We start from the raw sequence: 18292 nt of genomic DNA, 5'->3' as shown, positions 1-18292 counted from the left end.
CCAAGCACTAGATTTTGCGGGTTTGCGATGAATCCACCGTCTTTAGTTCATCCAAGTGGTTGCGGTACCAGTTCACGCCGGCGTAGCGGGCATTAAGTCGGGCGATGTCGGGGCGCACCTCGAGTAAGGCCAGAATGTCGGGTAGGCCAAAGGTCGGGTTGGTAGGATACAACGCCTCATACACAGCCTTTATGAAATCGTAATCTTCGGGGTAGTCGATGGTCCAGCGGTGGCTCATCGAGTAATCGAGGCCGGCGTCCCACTCCACGTTGCCGAGGCGGAACCGCTCCGGGTTTTCCCAGAAAAACGGGGTGGTGTGCTCGCGTTCCAGCGGGCGTTGGGCCTCTCGCCAGGCGGTTTCGAGCGCTTCAAAGGGCATTACTTCCACATCGTTTCCGTCGGGGAAAGTGGCGGGGTGGAGGTTGCTCACGAAATCGTAGCGCTCGGTGAAATCGAGGTAGAAGCCCACCACTGCATCAATCACGTCCGGGTCGATGAGCGGGCAATCCGAAGGGATTTTCAGTACCACATCGGCCCCGTAGTGGCGGGCGGCCTGATAATGGCGGTCGAGCAGGTCCAGGGCATCGCCTCTAAAGCATTCCAGGCCGTGGGCGGCGCACAGCTGCGCAACGGCGTCATCGGCGGGGGCGGTGGTGGTGGCGACGACCACGGTGCCGGCCAGACGGGCCCGCTGCACCCGCTGCACCATGCGCACCAGCAGCGGCTCGCCGGCCAGCGGCAGCAGCACCTTGCCCGGCAGGCGCGACGAGCCCATGCGGGCCTGCACAACGGTCAGAATCTTGGGAAGGGGCATAGAAAAAGCAGGTACGCTACCGCGTAGGCGGTCAGCAAACGGAAATACGCTAAAATTAGCCGGACAAAATGCGCCCGTCCGGGCAAGTGCTTGGGAAAGAAAATATTAAAATAGTGCCGCGCGGGGCTAGCCTGCCATCGATGAGGCTTCTGGCGCCGCTTCGGTTGCAAAGGCTTCGGCGTCGAGCTGCCGCAAAAACGCCGGCCCGCTTCCATCAAACCGGCTAAAGCCCCGGCAAATGGCCGCAATGCGCCGGGCCGAGGTGCCGCCGTTCTGCCAGGGCAATTTGCGCCGCAGGTCGTCCACGTCAAAGTAGGAGTGCACCGGCTTGCCCAGCGCCAGGCCCACGTACACCACCGTCGAGTATTGGGTGATGAGCTCCACGCAGTTGGCAATCATGTGGTCGGTGTTGCCTTCGGTGAAGATGAGCGTGCCGGGCGGGGCGTGCTCCTTAATCTCGTCCACGGCGCGGGGCAGCTCCTCGTTGGGGTGCAGCTTGAAGGCCAGCGGGCGGCCGTTGGCAATGCGGGCGCACTCCCGAATAAACTTGGGCCGGTTTTCGGGCGTGAAGGTTTCGCGCAGGTCGGAAGTGGCCACCAACACGTAGCCGCGGTGCGGAAAGTCGTTGTGGCGCACCTGCTCAATGTTGTCGAAATTGGGAATGCCCGTCACGATGAGCTTGTCGGCATCCACACCCACGCGTTCGAAGTGCCGGGCGTAGCTCTCCGAGGCCACGCAGTAGATGTCGCAGCAGTTGTTCATGCCGTTGAGGGCCGTGCCAATGGCCAGGATGGGGTAGCGGGTGAAGCGCTTCACCAGCCGCGCCCACAGGTTGAGTGGGTCGGTCATGCCCTCCTGCACAAACACGGTTTTGGTGCGCTTAATCAACGGCCAGGGCACAATCACGTCGGAGCAGCACACGATGAGGTCGTAGTGATTGCCGTACACGCGGGCCTCGAAGTCGTTTTTCAGGCCGTGCGCGGCCAGGTACTTATCGGCCTTATCCTTGATTTTGCCCGTGACGATGGTTTTGTCGAGCCCGCCCGTCCAGAGCAGAAACTTGTAGAAGGGGCGCTGCCAGCCGTCGTAGTACAGCTGGCTAAAGTAGGGGTCGAACTCGTCGTCCAGCAGCTGCGCAATCTGGTGCATCTGCGTGGTTTGGTTGGGCGAGCCGATGAGAAACAAGGCCTTTTTTCGGGACATGCAGGGACAGGATGAACAGCCAAACCACCAACCCTCGGCAAAGCCGGCCCCGCGCCCGGCGCCCCGTTTTTCGGGGCTCCGGCTGCGGAAAGGCCGCGCATGAGGGTTGGGGGCAAGGTACAGCACAGCCGGCAAACCGACGACGTCCTGCGCGAGGTCTGCACCTGTCCGAATGTGCTCCAACAGCTACGCAAGGCTTATTTGCGCAGCACCCGGATGCTGACGCGCCGGTTCATGGCGCGGTTGGTGAGGGTGGTGTTGGGCCGCACGAAGTATTTGGGGCCGTAGCCTTTGGCTTGCACACGGCCGGGGCTCACGCCCAGGCTGGTCAGCGCGTGCATGGCGGCGCGGGCGCGGTCTTCGCTGAGTTGATAGTTCGCCTCCGCGTCGCCGGTGCTGTCGGTGTAGCCGCCTATTTTCACCAAGGACTTGGGGAACGTGTTGAGAATGCTGGCGATGTTGCCCAGCTGACGCGCCGATTCCAGCGTGAGCTGGGCCTTGCCGCTTTCGAAGTTGATGCGGTCGAAGTTAATCCAACCCTTGGTCCGGTTCACCGAGTCGACCTGGAACGCTGGCGAAGATAGAAAGGTATACAGCCGGTTTTCGGTCGAATTGGCCCCCACTTTCTGCCGGCTGCCATCGGCCAGGACGAGCATAATGGGCTTACCGGTGTCGTAGATGTAGGTATCCCGGTCCTGGTCGTAGCGCCCGTTGGGCTCGTTGCCGATGACGGCCGGGCGGGGCGTGGCCGGACGCGCGGTTTTGCTGGCCGGCGCGCGCCCGGCCACTGCCGCCACGGGCCGGCTGGCCGCGGGTGGCGCGGGTCGGGCCGCGGGCAATGCTGGGGTTGGGGCCGGCTCCGGGACTAGCTCCGGGGCCGCCGCTGGGGGCGTTTCGGGCGGGGTAAAAGCGGCGGTGCGGGCGGGCGTAGCCGGCGCGGGCGCTGGGCTGGTTGCCGCCAGCGAGTGGGCCGCCGGCTGGTCGCGGCTGGTTGTGTTGCGGCCAAAGAAGTACCCCAAGCACACGGCCAGCAACAGCAGCGCCCCCCATTGCCAGTACGCCGGCAACCTGCCGCCCCCGGGCGCGGCTGATGCCGCCCAGGCGGCCCGCGTGGGGCCCAGCCGTGCGGGTGGTTCGGCCGAGAGGTGCAGGCCCAGCTCGCCAGTCAGGGGCAAGGTGGCAACCGCGACTGGAGCCGGCAGCATGGCCGCCGCAAGGTTCGCCTTCTCGGCGTGCAGCCACTCGGCGAATTCGTTGGGCGAGAAGGCTTTTTCGGCGGCGGCGTGGCCCAGCACGCCCAGCACGGCGGTGGCGGCCAGCTGCAGCAGCGCGTCGCTGGTCGCGGGCTCAATGGCCGCCGCAGCGGCAATGCGCGTCACGGTGGCGCGGTAGGAGCCGTCGAGCAGGTCGAGGAGCAGGTTCAGGCCCAGTTCGTGGCGGCCCACCGGGTCCTGGCCGGCAAAGTGCTGGAGCACCTGCGCGGCGTCGGCCTCCTGCACCAGCGTCAGCAGGCCTTCGGGGGTGAGGCCACGGCCCACTTTCTCCGACAACTTATCGAGCACCAGGGTCACCGAATCACGCAGGGCATAGTCCACATCGGGGGCGGCTTCGCCGAGCCGGGTGCCGAGCCGGGCAATGGTTTCGCGGCTGAAACGGAAGCTAACCGTTTCGGATACAGTATTTTTCATAGCAATGTACTTATTCAGAAAAACCGATGATACCGCCCCGGTCCCGCTGCCCGTCGGCCCCGCTTCGCTAGCAGGAGCCCGCTCTGGGGGCTATCTGCCTTTGCATTGCCACAACTTCACTTTCCAACGCCACTTCGCTGGCCACCAAACGAAAATAACCCAATTTGTTAATATTGCAAATGATATATGTTGTTCACTGGCAGAAAATCAATTTTTCCACGGCGGGCGACGAGGAGCTATTTTTGGGGTTGCGATGAATGACCCCGAAATCCGCGCTCTGCTCTTTCCAATGCTCGTGGGCGGCGTGCACATCAGCGAATTGCCCACCGGCACCACCCGGGCCGACGTGGTGCACATCACCGAGCACTTCATGCACGGCTACGAAGTGAAGGGCGACGGCGACACCCTGCAGCGCGTGGCCAACCAGCTGCGCTGCTACGGCGAGGTGTACGACTTCGTCACCTTCATCGTCACCGAAAAGCACCTGGCCAGGCTGCTGCCGCTGCTGCCGGAGTGGGTGGGCGTGCAGGTGGCCGGCCCCGAAGGCTTGCGCGTGCACCGCGCCGCCTGCTACAATGCCACGGTGGCCCCGGCCCCGCTTTCCAAGCTGATTTTGCTGGAGGAAGTGAAGCAGTTTCTGCTGGCGCGGGGCCTGGCCGGGGCCAGCACCCTGCGCGGGGCCGACATCGCCCGGTTTCTGCGCACCACCAATCTGGTGCCGCTCTCGGCGCTGGCCCAGCACGTGCGCGAGCGCCTCATGGCCCGGCTGCCCGAGCGCCTGCTCATGCGCGCCGAGCGCAAGGCCGAGCGCGAGCGCCTGCCCCCGCGCCGCAAACCCAAGCGCAAGGCAAAAGCCAAACCCCGGAAACCCGCCGCCCGCAAAAAAGCCAGCGCCGCCTAGCAGCAGGAGCGGCGGGGCGGCGCTGGCTCAGTTAGAGCGCTGCCTGGCTATTTCTTTTTCAGCGCGGCGGCCACGGCCTGGTTGAGGAGGGGTTCCATTACCCGGTAGCCGGTGAGGTTGGGGTGCACGCCGTCTTCGCCATACACCTTTTTCAGGCCCTGGTTTTCGTCGGCCATAGCGGAGTGGAAGTCCAGGTACACGAGCTTGTGCTGGTCGGCGTAGGCTTTGATGCGCTGGTTGAGGGCCATGATTTTCGGGGCTGGCTGCAGGCCCTTGCGCCACCAGAAATCAATTGCCGGCATCACCGAGCCCAGCACCACCCGGATGCCGTGGGCCTGGGCCAGCTCGACCATGCTCATGAGGTTGTTGAGGGTGGTTTCGGGGTTGTAGGGGCCGCTGTTTTCGGCCACGTCGTTGGTGCCGATTAGGATGACTACCACGGCCGGAAGCAGGTTCACCACATCGGCCCGGAAACGCACTAGGGTCTTGCCCGAGGTTTGCCCGCTGATGCCGCGCCCCACATACTCGTAGGGCTTGCCGCCGAAGAAAGCCGAGTCGGCCTTCACCCACCCTTCGGTAATGGAATTGCCGATGATGACCACGCGGGGCACGCCGGGCTTGGGGGCGGGCAGGCGCTGGTTGGCCGCGGCGTAGCGCTGCAGGTAGGCCCAGTCGTTGCGCAGCAGGTAGTCCTGCTGGCGGGCGTAGGCCTCATCGGCAGCTTTTTTGGCTGCGTCGGGAGCGGTGGGCTGCTGCGCACGGGCCGCGGCGGGCAGCAGCAGGGCAGCCCCCAGCAGAAAGGCGGGCCACAGGCGGACAGGAATGGACATGCGGCAAGGTAGGCAGGCCCGCCTACTTCACCACCAGTGTCATGATGGAGTGGGCGGCCGCCGTGGTGTTGGCCGCCTGGCCGCGTATCCACAGCTGATAGTCCAGCGGCTTGTCGGTCTGGTTCATCACCACCACGGCCACCGAGCCGTCGGGGTTGCGGAAGGCGGTGGTTTGCAGGGCGTCGCGGTTTGAGGCCGTGGCAATGCGCTTGGCCCCCGGCCGAATGAATTTCGAGAAGTGACCGATGTAGTAGTAGGCGCTGGTGTAAATCAGCTTGCCGGCTTTGGTGTCGCCGATGATGGGGGCGTAGCAGAAGTTGCCCACGTGGTTGGGGCCTCCGGTTTCGTCGAGCAGCACGTTCCAGTCGGTCCAGCCCACGGTGCCGGCGTTGAAGTCGCCTATCATCGACATGCCGTATTTCTCGCCCAGGTCCCAGCGGTCCACTTTGGCCAGGTCGAAGTTTTCGAGGCAGCCTTCGGTGAAGAGCAGGTTCTTGTCGGGGTAGGTTTCGTGCACGCGGCGCACGTTGTCGAAGAGCATGCCCGAGCCGGTCCAGGTCTCGTACCAATGGTAGCCGATGCCCCACACGTACTTGGCGGCCGCGGGGTCGTCGAGCACGGCGCTGGCGCGCTGGTACACCAAGTCGCGGTTGTGGTCCCAGGCAATGAGCTTTTTGCCGCCCATTCCGCCCTTGGCCAGGGTGGGGCCGAGGTAGCCTTTGATGAAATCCCGCTCTTCTTCGCCGGTGAAAATGCACGACTCCCACTTCTGCGTGGCCATGGGCTCGTTTTGCACGCTCAGGCCCCACACCGGAATGCCGTGCTGCTCATAAGCCTTGATGAACTTCACGTAGTAGTCGGCCCAGGCCTGGCGGTATTGGGGCAGCAGCTTGCCGCCTTTGAGCATGGTGCCGGTGGTTTTCATCCAGGCCGGCGGGCTCCAGGGACTGGCGTAGAGGGTGAGCTTGCCGCCGGCCGCCGCCATGGCCTGCTTGATGAACGGAATGCGAAACTGCTCGTCGTGCTGCACGCTGAACGTTTTCAGCGCCTCGTCCTTATCGGCCACGTAGGTGTAGCTGCCGCTCGAAAAATCGGAGCTGTGAATGCTGGTGCGCGCCAGCGTGTAGCCGATGCCCGCCGTGGGGCTGTAGTAGGCCCGCAGGAATTCCTGCTGCACTGGCTTGGGCAGCTTGGCATAGGTTTCGGCCGCGGCATCGGTCAGGGCCCCGCCAATGCCCAGCATGGTCTGGAAGGTGTGGGTGGGGTCGACGAACACGCACACCTGGGTTTCGAGCGGCTGCCCGGCCGGCGCAAAGGCCAGCGCCTCGCCGGCCGCCAGCCGCTGCGTCGTGCCGGCCACCGTGGCGTATACGCGGGCCGTTTTGCCGGCAGCCGAATAAGCAGCGCTGGTTTTGGGGGTAGTTTGGGCGTTGGCGCCGCCGCCGTAAAGGCCGGCCAGCAACGCGAGGGAAAGAAGGGGGTGTTTCATTGGGGGCAGGAGGAATGCCAGGCGCCAACCGGCGGCTATTGCTTGCTGATGTTAAATTCGGAGGTGTAGCCCGGGCTGACGATGCGCACCACGTAAAGCCCACTTTTCAGGCCTGACAGGTCGAGGATATTCTGCGAAACCGGCGTCAAGTGGGTTTCCGCCAGCACCACGCGGCCTGCCGTGTCGAACACCGTGACGCGGTGCGACGGCACGCTGGCCGGTACCTCATAAGTCAGGGTGTTGGCAACGGGATTAGGGTAAAACGCGCTACGGTTTTTTTTTCCCCGTTTGCCGGCCAGCGGCGCACTGCCGGAAATGCCGAAAATGAATTTCTCGGTGGCCGAAATGCTGGTGCGCGTGCACGTCATGGGCCCGGTGCCGTTTTCTGACGAAAGGTAGGCGCCGTTGTTGCCCCGCAGCGACACGGTACCGTCCGGATTCAGCACCCAGTCAAAGGCCTCGGCCGCCGATGCCGTGGGGTGGTTGACGGTGACGGGCCGGGTGCCGTTTTCCGACGAGACGTAGCCCGTGGTGCTGCGCAAGGCCACTTTGCCACCGCCAGCGGCCTCCATCGTAAGCTGCTCCCAGGCCCCGCGCGAGCTGCGCGCGCAGGTCATCGGCTGGAAGCCGCCTTCGCTCGAAACGAACTTGTTGTTGTTGCCCTGCAGCCAGACAATGCGGCCGACCGGGGCCGCCAGCAGGCCGTGGTAGCTGCCGCCGCCGGGGTAGTTCACGATGCCGTTCTGGTTCGGGGCCAGGGCGTTGAGCGCGGTGTTGGGCACGGCGTTGCCAAATAGAATGTTGTTGAGCACCTGCGGCAGGCCGGCCACGCCGTCCACGATGTAAGGCGGCGGAATGCGAAACAGGGCCGCGTTGTTGCCGCCGTCGAAGCGTTTGTAGGTCCAGTGGCACCAGCCGATGCCCACGGAGTTGAGGCTTTGGGCCGCGTCGTGCATCCAGGCGTCGGTGTTTTCACCGGTTTCGCCCACCCAGATGGGCACGTTCTGCGCGGCCCGAAAGCGGGTAAGGTTGCCGATGGTGCGCAGGTTGTTGGGGTTGGCCAGGTCCACGGAGGCCACGTTGTTGTCGAGCAGATACGTGGGCCCGCTGTAGCGGTGCGAGTTGTACACCAGGTTGGCCGTATTGGTGAAGGTGCTCTTCTCCATCAGGTTGAAATCGTTGCCGAAACCGTTGCCCTCCAGCAGCAGCAGGTGGTTGTCGCCCTCGGCCCGCACCGTCGTTATCAGCCGCTGCAGCAAGCTCTGGATTTGCTGGTTGCCCGGCACGTTGTTGGGCTCGTTGATGAGGTCGTACATCGCCACGCGGGCGTCGTTCTTGTAGCGCGCCGCGATGGTGCCCCACAGCCGGGCGGTGATGTCCTGGTAAATGGGTTGGTTCCACAGGTCCAGCGGCTGCAGGGCGTCGGCAATGTTGGTGTCGGTGCCCTGCGAGCCGGGAGTGGCGTGCAGGTCCAGCACCACGTACATGTTGTTGGCCGCGCACCAGGCCAATACGTTGTCAATCAGGTGCAGGGCTTCCATGTTGGCCGAGTCCACAAACAGCTGGTTGGTGTTGTACCAGCCCGTGAGGGCGCTCACGTAGGCCGCGTAGGAAGTGGTGCCGCGCAGCACGCTGTTGCGCATGGCGCGCTGCGTGGGCGTCAGAAACAGGTCGTAGTGCAGCGGCAGGCGCACGCAGTTGAACCCCTTGGAAGCCAGAAAATCAATGTCGGCCCGGGTGATGAAGTTGTCGCGGTAGCTCTGGTAAAACGCTTCCACGTCGGCGTCGCTCATGCCCAGGTCGTACAGCGTCTTCTTCACCGTGCCCTGGGTTTGGCGGCCGTTGATGCCCGGCCAGCCCGGCTTCACGATGTAGCCTTCCTGCAAGGCCCAGCCGCCCAGGTTCACGCCGTTGAGCAGCACTTCCTGGTTGTCGGCGTTCACAATCTTCGGGCCCGCCGCGTGCAGAAAGCTCTGTGCGCTGGCCGGAGCCAAAAGGCCTGGCAGGGCCAGCGCCAGCGCCAGCAGGCTCATCAGGCGCCAGCCAGCGAAATGCAATGAGAGACAGCTGTTCAACGGGTGGGAATTTGAGTTGGAAAAGAAGGACTGTGGCAAGCAAATGTAAAATCTCCGGCGCTCAAAAATCCTAACAAAAAGGGCTGCTCGTGGCCCCAAGCGGCTTTTTCGACCAGGCGATTACACTTAAAGCACACGCGGAGATGCCGGTAATGCGCGCCGCCTTATCCGTGAGCGCGCATTGCCGGCTCCTCCCAAACTCGTTAAAAAACACGCGAAAATTCTGGTAGCCTGCCGCAAAAAAAATGCAAACCGTGCCCTACCATACGTAGGTGCCCACCGCGCCGGCCGGCAGCGAGGCCGCTACCTGCCGGCCCCGGTGGCTGAGCCCGAACGTGCGGGGCGTCTTACCCGCATTGAGCACGATGAGCACGTGCTGCCCGCCCGGCGTGCGGAAAGCCACGTTGGGCAGGCCGTCTACCTCGGCCGAGGCCACGCGCACGCTGCCGGGCCGCACAAACTTGCTGGCGTGGGCCACAATGTAGTAGGCCGGGTTGCGCGTCACGGCGTTGCCGGCCAGCGTGAGGGCGCCCAGGCATTGCGTGCAGCCGCCGGGCGTGTGCGGGTTTTGCTGCGGGTCGGCGGCCAAGTTCCACTCCAGCACGGTGCGGGCCCAGTTGCGCGTGGCCCCGATGATGAGCGTGCCGGTGTGCCAGGCCAGGTCGTCGGCAAACTTGCCGGGTGCCCCAATCCACTGTTCGGTGAAGTACACGTTTTTTTCCGGGTGCGCGGCGTGCACCTTGCTCAGGGCCTCGATGGGGCCGGCGTAGAGGTGAAAGGCCGAGCCATCGACGTACTGCGCGGCCTCCGGGTCGTCGAGGATGGTGAGCGGGTAGTCGGGCCGGTCGGCGTTGTGGTCGTACACCAGGATTTTGGTGCCGAGCCGAGCCGCCCGAAACGCCGGCCCCAGGCTGCGCTTGATGAAGGCGGCCTGCTCGTCGGCGGGCATCAGCAGGCTGGGGTTGTTGCCGGGGTGCAGCGGCTCATTCTGCACCGTGATGGCGTCGAGGCGAATGCCGGCGGCCTTCATCTCCTGCAGGTAACGCACCAGGTAGCGGGCGTAGGCGTCGTAAAACTCCGGCTTCAGGCTGCCGCCCTTCGACGCGCCGTTGGTTTTCATCCAGGCCGGGGGCGACCACGGCGACCCCAGCAGCTTTAGCCGCGGGCTGATGGCCAGAATCTCCCGCAGCACCGGGATGAGGTGCTCGCGGTCGGGCGCCAGGCTAAAGTGCGCCAGTTCCGGGTCGGGTTGGCCGTCGGGCGCATCGTCGTAAGAAAACACGCGGGCATCGAGGTCGGAAGCGCCGATGCTGATGCGCAGGTAGCTCACGCCGATATTGGGCCCGTCGGTGGCAAACAGCTCCCGAAGCAGCTTCTGGCGCTCGGGCGCGGCCATCTGGTGCAGCAGTTGCGCACTGCCCCCGGTGAGGGTGTAGCCAAAGCCGTCGATGGATTGAAAAGCCTGCGCGTCGTTCACCTCAATAACCGGCTGCGGCACCGGGGCTTTGGCAAACAGCAGCCGGCCGGGCTGCGGCTTGAACAGCACCGACTCGTCCGGTGTAGTCAGCCAGAGGGTGACGCCGGGGGCCGGGGCAGCGGGCGCGGGGCGCGCCGGTTTCTGGGTCTGGGCCGCGAGCGGGAGCAGGGCGGCGGCCAGCCGCAGCCAGCGCAAGGAGGAGAGGGACATGACGCGCATCGAAAAGGACCGAACCGGGTGCAGAGGCGAAAGTACCGAGCCGGTCTAAAAGCCCCCGGCCGCTGCCTGAAAATCGGCTGAGAATTTCCTGCGGCTAAGGCCAGCAACCAACCCGCCAAAAACAAAGAATCCCGGTGCTTTTTGCTACCGGGATTTCTGCTGTGAAGAGAGGACTCGAACCTCTAATTGTACTAGCGAGATAGGCTAGCGCGTCTGCCAGTTCCGCCACCCCACAGTGTTGATGATGCAAAGGTACAAAGGGAATTGTTTGTTAAACAAGTTGTTAGCAAAATTTTATTTTCATTTGCATCAACAGAGCATGAAAAACGAGGGCGAAACACAGCCGCTTCCCACCAAGCAGATGCCAGCTATTTCTTTAGAACTCTACTCGTTGTCCGCCGCCTCCTGTTGTTCCGGATTTGGTGAAGCCGGGGACAAGTATAATTTGAATGAGAGCGAATTTCCAAAAATAATTGTTTAAAAAAGTAAAAAATTTCTGGTAATAGCGCTAAAAAATAGGTGGTGGCCCAATCGTACCCCGGGCTCTGAGTTCACGCATGAGTCGGCGGTATCTTCGCGGGCCCGAAAAGCTGCCCGTCGATGAGTCTCGTTTCCCCCCGCAAAATCATCCACCTCGACATGGATGCCTTTTATGCTTCGGTGGAGCAGCGCGACCACCCCGAGCTGCGCGGCAAGCCCGTGGCGGTGGGCGGCGCCCGCGAGCGGGGCGTGGTAGCGGCGGCCAGCTACGAGGCCCGCCAGTTTGGGGTGCGCTCGGCCATGCCGTCGGTCACGGCCCTGCGCAAGTGCCCCGGGCTGCTGTTTGTGCCGCCCCGCTTTGCCGTGTACAAAGAAGTGTCGCGGCAGATTCGGGCCATTTTTGCCGAGTACACGCCGCTCATCGAGCCCGTGTCGCTCGACGAGGCCTACCTCGACGTGACGCACAACCTCAAGCAGCTGGATTCGGCCACCCAGATTGCGCGCGAAATCCGGGCCAAAATACTGGCCGAAACCCAGCTCACGGCCTCGGCGGGCATTTCTTACAATAAGTTTCTGGCCAAGCTGGCCTCCGACTACCGCAAGCCCAATGGCCAGTTTGTGGTGCGCCCCGAGCAGGGGCTGGCCTTTGTGGAAGGGCTGGCGGTGGGGCAGTTCCACGGCGTGGGGCCGGTCACGGCGGCCCGGATGAACCAGCTGGGCATTTTCACGGGGGCCGATTTGCGGGCGCAGCCGCTGGAGTTTCTGCACCAGCACTTTGGCAAGGCCGGGCGCTACTACCACGCCATTGCCCGCGCCGAGGACCACCGCCCGGTGGAGGCCGACCGCCTGCGCAAGTCGGTGGGCTCCGAAACCACGTTCGCGCACGACCTCACTGCCTTTGCCGACCTGCTCGACGGCCTGCGCCCTTCCATTGAGGAGGTGTGGGAGTACTGCCAGCGCTCGGGCATTCTGGGGCGCACGGTCACGGTGAAGGTGAAGTTTGCCGACTTCCAGCAAATTACGCGCAGCCGCAGCGCCGTGGGGCCCATCCCCAATCAAGGCGTGCTGGAGCGCATCTGCCGCGAGCTGGTGGAAGGGCTGTTCCCGCTGCCCAAGGGCGTGCGGCTGCTCGGCGTCACGCTTTCGAACCTAAACACGGGCCAGCCGGCAGCCGGACGCCAGCTCACGCTGAGCTTTTGAGTAGGAAGAAGGCAGTAGGGGAGATGGGCAGGCGGCGCACGCCATACTGACAAGTAGCGTACATCATCTGACAGCTAACCGCTGCCCCCTTTTTCTTCTGCATTCAGCCCGAAAATTGACTTAAAAGCCTGGAAAAACTGTAGTAGAAAATATAGCCTCGGATTCTACCCGATGAGATGCCTTTTTCCGCAACCCAATCGATACCTTGCCGACTTTAACTGTGCCGCCTTGCTAATACTGGCAAGGTTCTGGCCCTGTTTTCCACTCAGGGCCGCCCATGGGGCGGCCCGGGCAACCCGATTCGACTTTTAATCATCTTCCTCGCATGAATTTTTCTCGTTTTAAGCTTGGAGTGTATTCCACTTCGGTGCTGGCCCTGCTGGGGCTGGCGTCTTTCTCGGTGTATCAGGGCACGCCGCCGCGCGACCAAGTGGTGCTCGGCGTGATGCTGCAGGGCCTGTCGCAGCTGCACTTTCAGCCCGAGAAGATTGACGACCAGTTTTCGCAGCGCGTGTTCGACCTCTACCTCAAGCGCGTCGACGTGAATAAGCAGTTTCTGCTGGCCCCGGAAGTGGCCGCCCTGCGCCAGTACCAAACCAAAATCGACGACGAGCTGCGCGGCGGCACCCACGAGTTTCTGGACGCCACCAGCCAGCTGCTGAGCAAGCGCACCCTCGAAATTCAGACCTTGTACCGCCAACTGCTGGCCAAGCCGTTCGACTTCACGGCGCAGGAAACCTGGGAGTCGGACCCCGCCAAGGCCACCTACGCCGCCACCCCCGCCGCCCAGCGCGAGCAGTGGCGCAAGCTGATTAAGTACCAGACCCTGGCCCAGCTCTCGGAGCTGATGGACGAGGAGGCCCGCAAAAAGGACAAGCCCTTGGCCGCCACCAAAGCCGGCGCCGCGGCGTCCACCACCTCCGGCCGGCCCCGCTCGGCCGTGGAGCTGGAAGCCGAGGCCCGCAAGCGCGTGCTGAAATACTACGACGAGTACTTCGACGACAAGCTGAAAACCGACGCCAACGACCGGCTGGCCGAGTTTGCTAACGTCATTGCCAATACCTACGACCCGCACACGGACTATTTTGCCCCCATCGTGCGCGAAAACTTCGACATCACCATGTCGGGGCGCCTGGAAGGCACCGGTGCGCTGCTGCAGGCCGAAGACGGCCACCTGAAGGTGACCGACATCGTGGCCGGCTCGGCTTCGGCCCGGCAGGGCGAGCTCAAGGTGGGCGACGTGATTTTGCGCGTGGCCCAGGGCGCCGGCGAGCCGGTGAGCGTGGAGGGCATGAAGTTCGACAAAGCCGTGAAGCTCATTCGCGGGCCCAAGGGCACGGAAGTGCGCCTCACGGTGCGCAAGCCCGACGGCGCCACGGTGGTCATTCCCATCATTCGCGACGTGGTGGTGATTGAGGAAACCTACGCCCAGTCGGCCGTCATCAAGCAAAACGGCAAGAACTACGGCTACATCCACCTGCCCACGTTCTACGCCGATTTCAGCGGCAAGGGCGGCCGCAGCAGCGCCGCCGACGTGAAAAACGAGCTGGCCAAGCTGAGCAAGGAAAACGTTGCCGGCGTGGTGCTCGACCTGCGCTACAACGGCGGCGGCTCCCTGCGCGACGCCGTGGACATGGGCGGCCTGTTTGTGCCCAGCGGCCCATGGTGCAGGTGAAAACCAACCGCGGCAAGCCCCAGCCCGTGGCCGACGAAGACCCCACGGTGCAGTACGGCGGCCCGCTGGTGGTGCTGGTGAACAAGTACAGCGCCTCGGCCTCCGAGATTCTGGCGGCGGCCATGCAGGACTACAAGCGCGCCGTGGTGCTGGGCAACCCCACCTACGGCAAAGGCACGGTGCAGCAAGTGTTCGACTTGGACAATGCCGTGTCGCCGGAAGTGGCGGCCCTCAAGCCGCTGGGCTCGGTGAAGCTCACCATTCAGAAGTTTTACCGCGTGAATGGCGGCTCGACCCAGTTTAAGGGCGTGACGCCCGACATAACCGTACCCGACGCGCTGAGCTCCTATGCCAAGGGCGAGAAGGAGGCCGAATACCCGTTGCAGTGGGACGAGATTGCGCCCGCTACGTATCAGCCCACCAACTCGCTTCCGGCCCTGGATAAGCTGAAGGCCGCCAGCGCCGCCCGCGTGGCCGCCAGCCCCGGCTTCCGCCTCATCACCGAGGCCGCCCAGCGGGCCACCGAGCGCCGCAAGCAAACCAACCTGTCGCTGAACCTGGCGGCATACCGCACCGTCCAGCAACAAGCCCGCGATGCCAATAAGCTGCAGACCACGGCCCAAAATGCCCTGCCCACCCTCGACATTGCCCTGCCCGCCCCCGATGCTACCCTGGCCAAAACCGACTCGGTGGTGGCCAAGCGCACCACCCGCTTCCTGAAGCCGCTGCGCAAAGACGCGGCCCTTGCCGAAGCCGTGGCCGTGATTGGCGACGAGCTGAAGTAGCAGCCAGCTGACGACATGTGAAAACGCCCCCGTTGCTGCTGAGCGACGGGGGCGTTTTCACATGTGGAAAATACACTGCCTTCTAAATTCAGTAATAGACGTTGCTGAAGGTGCCGTCGAGGGATTTACTGGTACCGCTCGACGCGGAAATGCCGGTGAAACTAAACGTGCCCGATATAGAGCGCGGAAATGGCGGCTTGTTATTGACCTGGGTGATGGTGAGTGTGCCGCCCGATAGGCGGGAGTCGAAAATTCCCGAGCCAGACCCCTTGAAGATGGCATAGGTCAAGGCCCCATTTAGCGGGTAAGTCCCCACCGTTATTGCCCAGGGCATATTCAAATGAAGCACGTAGGTAGCCGGCGACGGTGGCATCTGGATGATGGCATCGCTCAGCGCAATTGAAACACATTGCGGGTTGGCAACCCTAATTCCATCGTAATTCAAGAAAATGTCAATGAAAGGAGGGGAGTAGGCGACATTGTTGGCCGTGAAAAAGGCAGCGGCGCGCACCACTGAAATCGTGGGGACTACCGTGGTTTTGCCCGCCGTAACCGTCACGCTTTGCTGACGGGGCGGAACGTAATTGAAGTTTTTGTTTGTGAAAGACAACTCGTATGTGTCGACTGGTAACGCGTCGAATTGGTAATTCCCCGTGGTGCCATCTACTTTGGCGCTGGTAATGGTTTGGTGGGTTTTGTTATCGACTAACTGAACCGAGAGCAAGGCATCTGCCGGCTGAATACGGCCGGTTATGGACGGCACAGCTGCGGGCGTGGCTGCGGGCGCCGAAGGCTGCGGCAGGTTCTTGCCGGCATCGGAACAAGCGCCGCACAAAAGAGTCGCACCTAATGCGCCAATTAGGAAAAGCGCTTGCAAATGGTTGTGCATGAGGAGAGAAAATAGATGCGTGGAAGGCCTGATAAATAACGAAAGAATCTGGCAATTGATATGGTGACAAACAACTAGCTACGGAAGCTGCCTTTGCACAGACTTGGTTGCCGCTAAACGGCAGGGTCTGGTGTGGGGTAGGATAAGTTGTTGTAAACTCAACTTTGAACGATTGCAAAGGCGGATTTTGCGTATGCAATTTGCCTTTTCCCACTCTGTGTACTTTCGTGGTATGCCCATTCCCGCCCTGCCCAATCTGCCACCTGACCTGCAAACCGCTTTTCCAGCCGATGAGCTGCTGGCCGGCCTGCTGGAGGGTTCGCTGGTAGGCGTGGCGTTGTACCGGCCCATTCGGGGGCCGATGGGCAGATTATTGACCTTACCATTGAGCTGCTGAACCCGGCCGCCCAGCGCATTTTGCAACAGCCGGCGCGCCCGGCGGGCACCTACCTGCAGCACTACCCGCACACAGTGGAAACGGGCGTGTTTGCGTTTCACTGCGAGGCCATCGAAACGGGGCGCCCTGCGCAGATGGAGGTCAACTACCAGGGCGACGGGCTCGACAACTACTTCCGGCTGTCGGCCTGGCGGGTGGGCGAAGGGCTGCTGGTGAGCTTCGACGACACGGCCCAGCACAGCCGCACGGCCGTGGAGCTGGCCCTGCGCGAGAGCCAGGCCCGCGAGCGTGCCGCCCGGGCCGAGGCCGAGCAGCAGCGCCAGCAATTGCACGACCTGTTTATGCAGGCGCCGGCCTGCATGGCCCGCACCGCGGGGCCGGCCCACGTGTTCACCATGGCCAACCCGCCGTTTGGCCAGCTGTTTGGCGGCCGGCCGCTGCTGGGGCTGCCGCTGCGCGAGGCGCTGCCGGAGGTGCAGAGCCAGAAGTTCCTGGCGCAGCTCGACCGGGTGTACCGCACCGGCGAAACGCACTACGGCACCGAAGAGCCGGCGTATTTGGACCGCACCAACACAGGCCAGCTGGAAGCCGTGTATTTCAACTACATCTACCAAGCCACGCGCGACACGGCGGGCGAAGTATCGGGCCTGCTCGTGTTTGCCTACGACGTGACGGCGCACGTGGAAGCGCGGCAGCAGTCCCTGCAAAACGCGCTTCGGGCCACCGCTGCCAACGAGGAGCTGGCCGCCGCCAATGAAGAGCTGCAGGCCGCCAACGAAGAAATCAAGGCCAGCAACAACGACCTGTATATCGCCCAGCTCACGCTGCACGAGCTGAATCAGGAGCTGGCCGCCGCCAATGAAGAGCTGCAGGCCGCCAACGAAGAAATCAAGGCCAGCAACAACGACCTGTATATCGCCCAGCTCACGCTGCACGAGCTGAATCAGGAGCTGGAGGCCCGCGTGGCCGAACGCACCGAGAAGCTGCTGCGGGCCCAAGCCGAGGCCGAGCGCCAGCGCATGCAGTTGGAGCGGCTGTTTATGCAGGCGCCGGCCGCCATCTGCATCCTCGACGGTCCCGAGCTGGTGTACGAGCTGGCAAACCCCGCTTACCGCAACCTGTTTCCCGGGCGGGAACTGCTGGGCCGGCCACTGCTCGCGGCGCTGCCCGAGATTGCCGGGCACGAAGTGTACCGCGACTTTCGGCGGGTGTACGAAACGGGCGTGGCCAACGAGGAGTACGCCATGCTGGTGCCCTTTGCCCGGCCCGGCGACGGCGTGCTGGAAGACCGGTACTTCAACTTCATTCAGCAGGCCCGCTTCGGCGAAGACGGGCAGGTGGACGGCATCCTGGTGTTTGGCTTTGAAGTGACGGAGCAGGTGCTGGCCCGCCAACACATGGCCCGCGTCAACGACGAGCTGAGCGCGGCCAACCAGGCCGTGAGCGCCCGCAACGACGAGCTGGCTGCTGCCAACGCCCAACTTATCCGCACCAATCAGGACCTCGACAACTTCGTGTACGTGGCCTCGCACGACCTCAAGCAGCCCGTCAACAACCTCGCGGGCTTGTTCGACGAGCTGCGCCACGCCGCCACCTTTGCCGACGCCGACGAGGCCGACCTGCTCGTGCCCATGGTGGAGGAAGCCCTGTACCAGCTCGCCACCACCATCGACGACCTTGCGGCCGTGGGCCAGGCCCAGCGCCTGCCCGAACTGCCCGCCGAAACCGTGGACCTGGAAGAAATCACCCAAGAGGTGCTACAGACGCTGCAGCCGCAGGTGCTGGCCGCCCGCGCCCGCATCACCACTGATTTTGCGGCCCGCCCCACCATTTCCTACGCCCGCGCCAACCTGCGCACCCTGCTGGCCAACTTGCTCAGCAACTCGCTGAAATACAACGACCCCACCCGGCCCTGCCGCGTGCACATCTCGCTCTGGCTCGAAAACGGCCGGCCGGTGCTGCTGCTGGAAGACAACGGCCTGGGCTTCGACGCGCAGCGCCACCGCGACGAGCTGTTTCACCTGTTCCGGCGCTTCCACGACCACACCGAGGGCACCGGCGTGGGCTTGTACCTCGTCAACCGCATTGTGCAAAGCAACGGCGGCCGGGTAGAGGTAGAAAGCGAAGTGGGGGTGGGCACCACGTTCCGGCTGTATTTGTGAGGCGGTGC

13 protein-coding genes, 1 tRNA gene and 1 pseudogene are annotated in these 18292 nt (G+C 63.5%); 6 read left to right on the top strand and 9 right to left on the bottom strand.

What is annotated here, in order from left to right; genetic code table 11:
• Positions 1-7 precede the first annotated feature (7 nt).
• From MUN81_RS14475 to MUN81_RS14465, 3 genes are all read right to left on the bottom strand, one after another.
• Positions 8-814 carry a glycosyltransferase family protein gene (locus tag MUN81_RS14475; RefSeq protein WP_245111464.1) on the bottom strand — a complete coding sequence of 269 codons (807 nt, stop codon included), beginning with the start codon at positions 812-814 and terminating at the stop codon, positions 8-10.
• Between the two features lie 126 nt (positions 815-940).
• Positions 941-2017: a hypothetical protein gene (locus MUN81_RS14470; RefSeq protein ID WP_245111462.1), complete on the bottom strand. Its 1077-nt coding sequence runs from the start codon at positions 2015-2017 to the stop codon at positions 941-943.
• 197 nt (positions 2018-2214) lie between these two features.
• Entirely contained in the window at positions 2215-3705 is a 1491-nt protein-coding gene (locus MUN81_RS14465) for an OmpA family protein (protein ID WP_245111461.1), read from the bottom strand.
• A gap of 253 nt (positions 3706-3958) precedes the next feature.
• Here MUN81_RS14465 and MUN81_RS14460 point away from each other — a divergent pair, with 253 nt between their 5' ends.
• Positions 3959-4606: a sce7726 family protein gene (locus tag MUN81_RS14460; RefSeq protein ID WP_245111459.1), complete on the top strand. Its 648-nt coding sequence runs from the start codon at positions 3959-3961 to the stop codon at positions 4604-4606.
• Positions 4607-4653: 47 nt separating this feature from the next.
• Here the strand turns inward: MUN81_RS14460 and MUN81_RS14455 are convergent, their stop codons facing one another.
• The 5 genes from MUN81_RS14455 to MUN81_RS14435 all read right to left on the bottom strand — a co-directional run bounded on the left by MUN81_RS14455 (position 4654) and on the right by MUN81_RS14435 (position 10931).
• Positions 4654-5436, bottom strand: coding sequence for a GDSL-type esterase/lipase family protein (locus MUN81_RS14455; protein WP_245111457.1), 783 nt, complete (start codon positions 5434-5436; stop codon positions 4654-4656).
• A gap of 22 nt (positions 5437-5458) precedes the next feature.
• Positions 5459-6925, bottom strand: a complete 1467-nt coding sequence (locus tag MUN81_RS14450; protein ID WP_245111456.1) for a glycoside hydrolase family 30 protein — start codon at positions 6923-6925, stop codon at positions 5459-5461.
• A gap of 35 nt (positions 6926-6960) precedes the next feature.
• Complete coding sequence (locus MUN81_RS14445; RefSeq protein ID WP_245111454.1) at positions 6961-9000, bottom strand: cellulase family glycosylhydrolase; 2040 nt, start codon at positions 8998-9000, stop codon at positions 6961-6963.
• Positions 9001-9259: 259 nt separating this feature from the next.
• Positions 9260-10687, bottom strand: coding sequence for a glycoside hydrolase family 30 beta sandwich domain-containing protein (locus MUN81_RS14440; protein WP_245111452.1), 1428 nt, complete (start codon positions 10685-10687; stop codon positions 9260-9262).
• Positions 10688-10855: 168 nt separating this feature from the next.
• Positions 10856-10931, bottom strand: a tRNA-Asp gene (locus tag MUN81_RS14435).
• A 365-nt stretch (positions 10932-11296) separates the two neighbouring features.
• Here MUN81_RS14435 and dinB point away from each other — a divergent pair.
• From dinB to MUN81_RS14420, 3 genes and pseudogenes are all read left to right on the top strand, one after another.
• Positions 11297-12376: a DNA polymerase IV gene (gene dinB, locus MUN81_RS14430; protein ID WP_245111450.1), complete on the top strand. Its 1080-nt coding sequence runs from the start codon at positions 11297-11299 to the stop codon at positions 12374-12376.
• A 277-nt stretch (positions 12377-12653) separates the two neighbouring features.
• Positions 12654-14320, top strand: a pseudogene (locus tag MUN81_RS14425) (S41 family peptidase); the annotation flags it as partial.
• On the top strand, positions 14300-14836 hold the full coding sequence (locus tag MUN81_RS14420; protein ID WP_245117400.1) for a carboxy terminal-processing peptidase: 537 nt from the start codon (positions 14300-14302) through the stop codon (positions 14834-14836). The pseudogene MUN81_RS14425 and the gene MUN81_RS14420, both read left to right, overlap by 21 nt.
• 88 nt (positions 14837-14924) lie before the next feature.
• Here MUN81_RS14420 and MUN81_RS14415 read toward each other — a convergent pair whose 3' ends face one another.
• On the bottom strand, positions 14925-15725 hold the full coding sequence (locus MUN81_RS14415; RefSeq protein ID WP_245111448.1) for a carboxypeptidase-like regulatory domain-containing protein: 801 nt from the start codon (positions 15723-15725) through the stop codon (positions 14925-14927).
• Between the two features lie 232 nt (positions 15726-15957).
• Between MUN81_RS14415 and MUN81_RS14410 the strand changes: the two genes are divergently transcribed.
• The gene (locus MUN81_RS14410; protein WP_245111446.1) at positions 15958-16122 is read left to right on the top strand and encodes a hypothetical protein; all 165 of its coding nucleotides are present in this window, start codon (positions 15958-15960) and stop codon (positions 16120-16122) included.
• Between the two features lie 20 nt (positions 16123-16142).
• Positions 16143-18284, top strand: coding sequence for a PAS domain-containing protein (locus MUN81_RS14405; RefSeq protein WP_245111444.1), 2142 nt, complete (start codon positions 16143-16145; stop codon positions 18282-18284).
• Positions 18285-18292 lie beyond the last annotated feature (8 nt).

The organism is Hymenobacter sp. 5317J-9, assembly GCF_022921075.1.
In the GTDB taxonomy this organism is placed as follows: domain Bacteria; phylum Bacteroidota; class Bacteroidia; order Cytophagales; family Hymenobacteraceae; genus Hymenobacter.
Note: the sequence above shows the minus strand (reverse complement) of the source record. Positions and strands in the feature narration are given on the sequence as shown.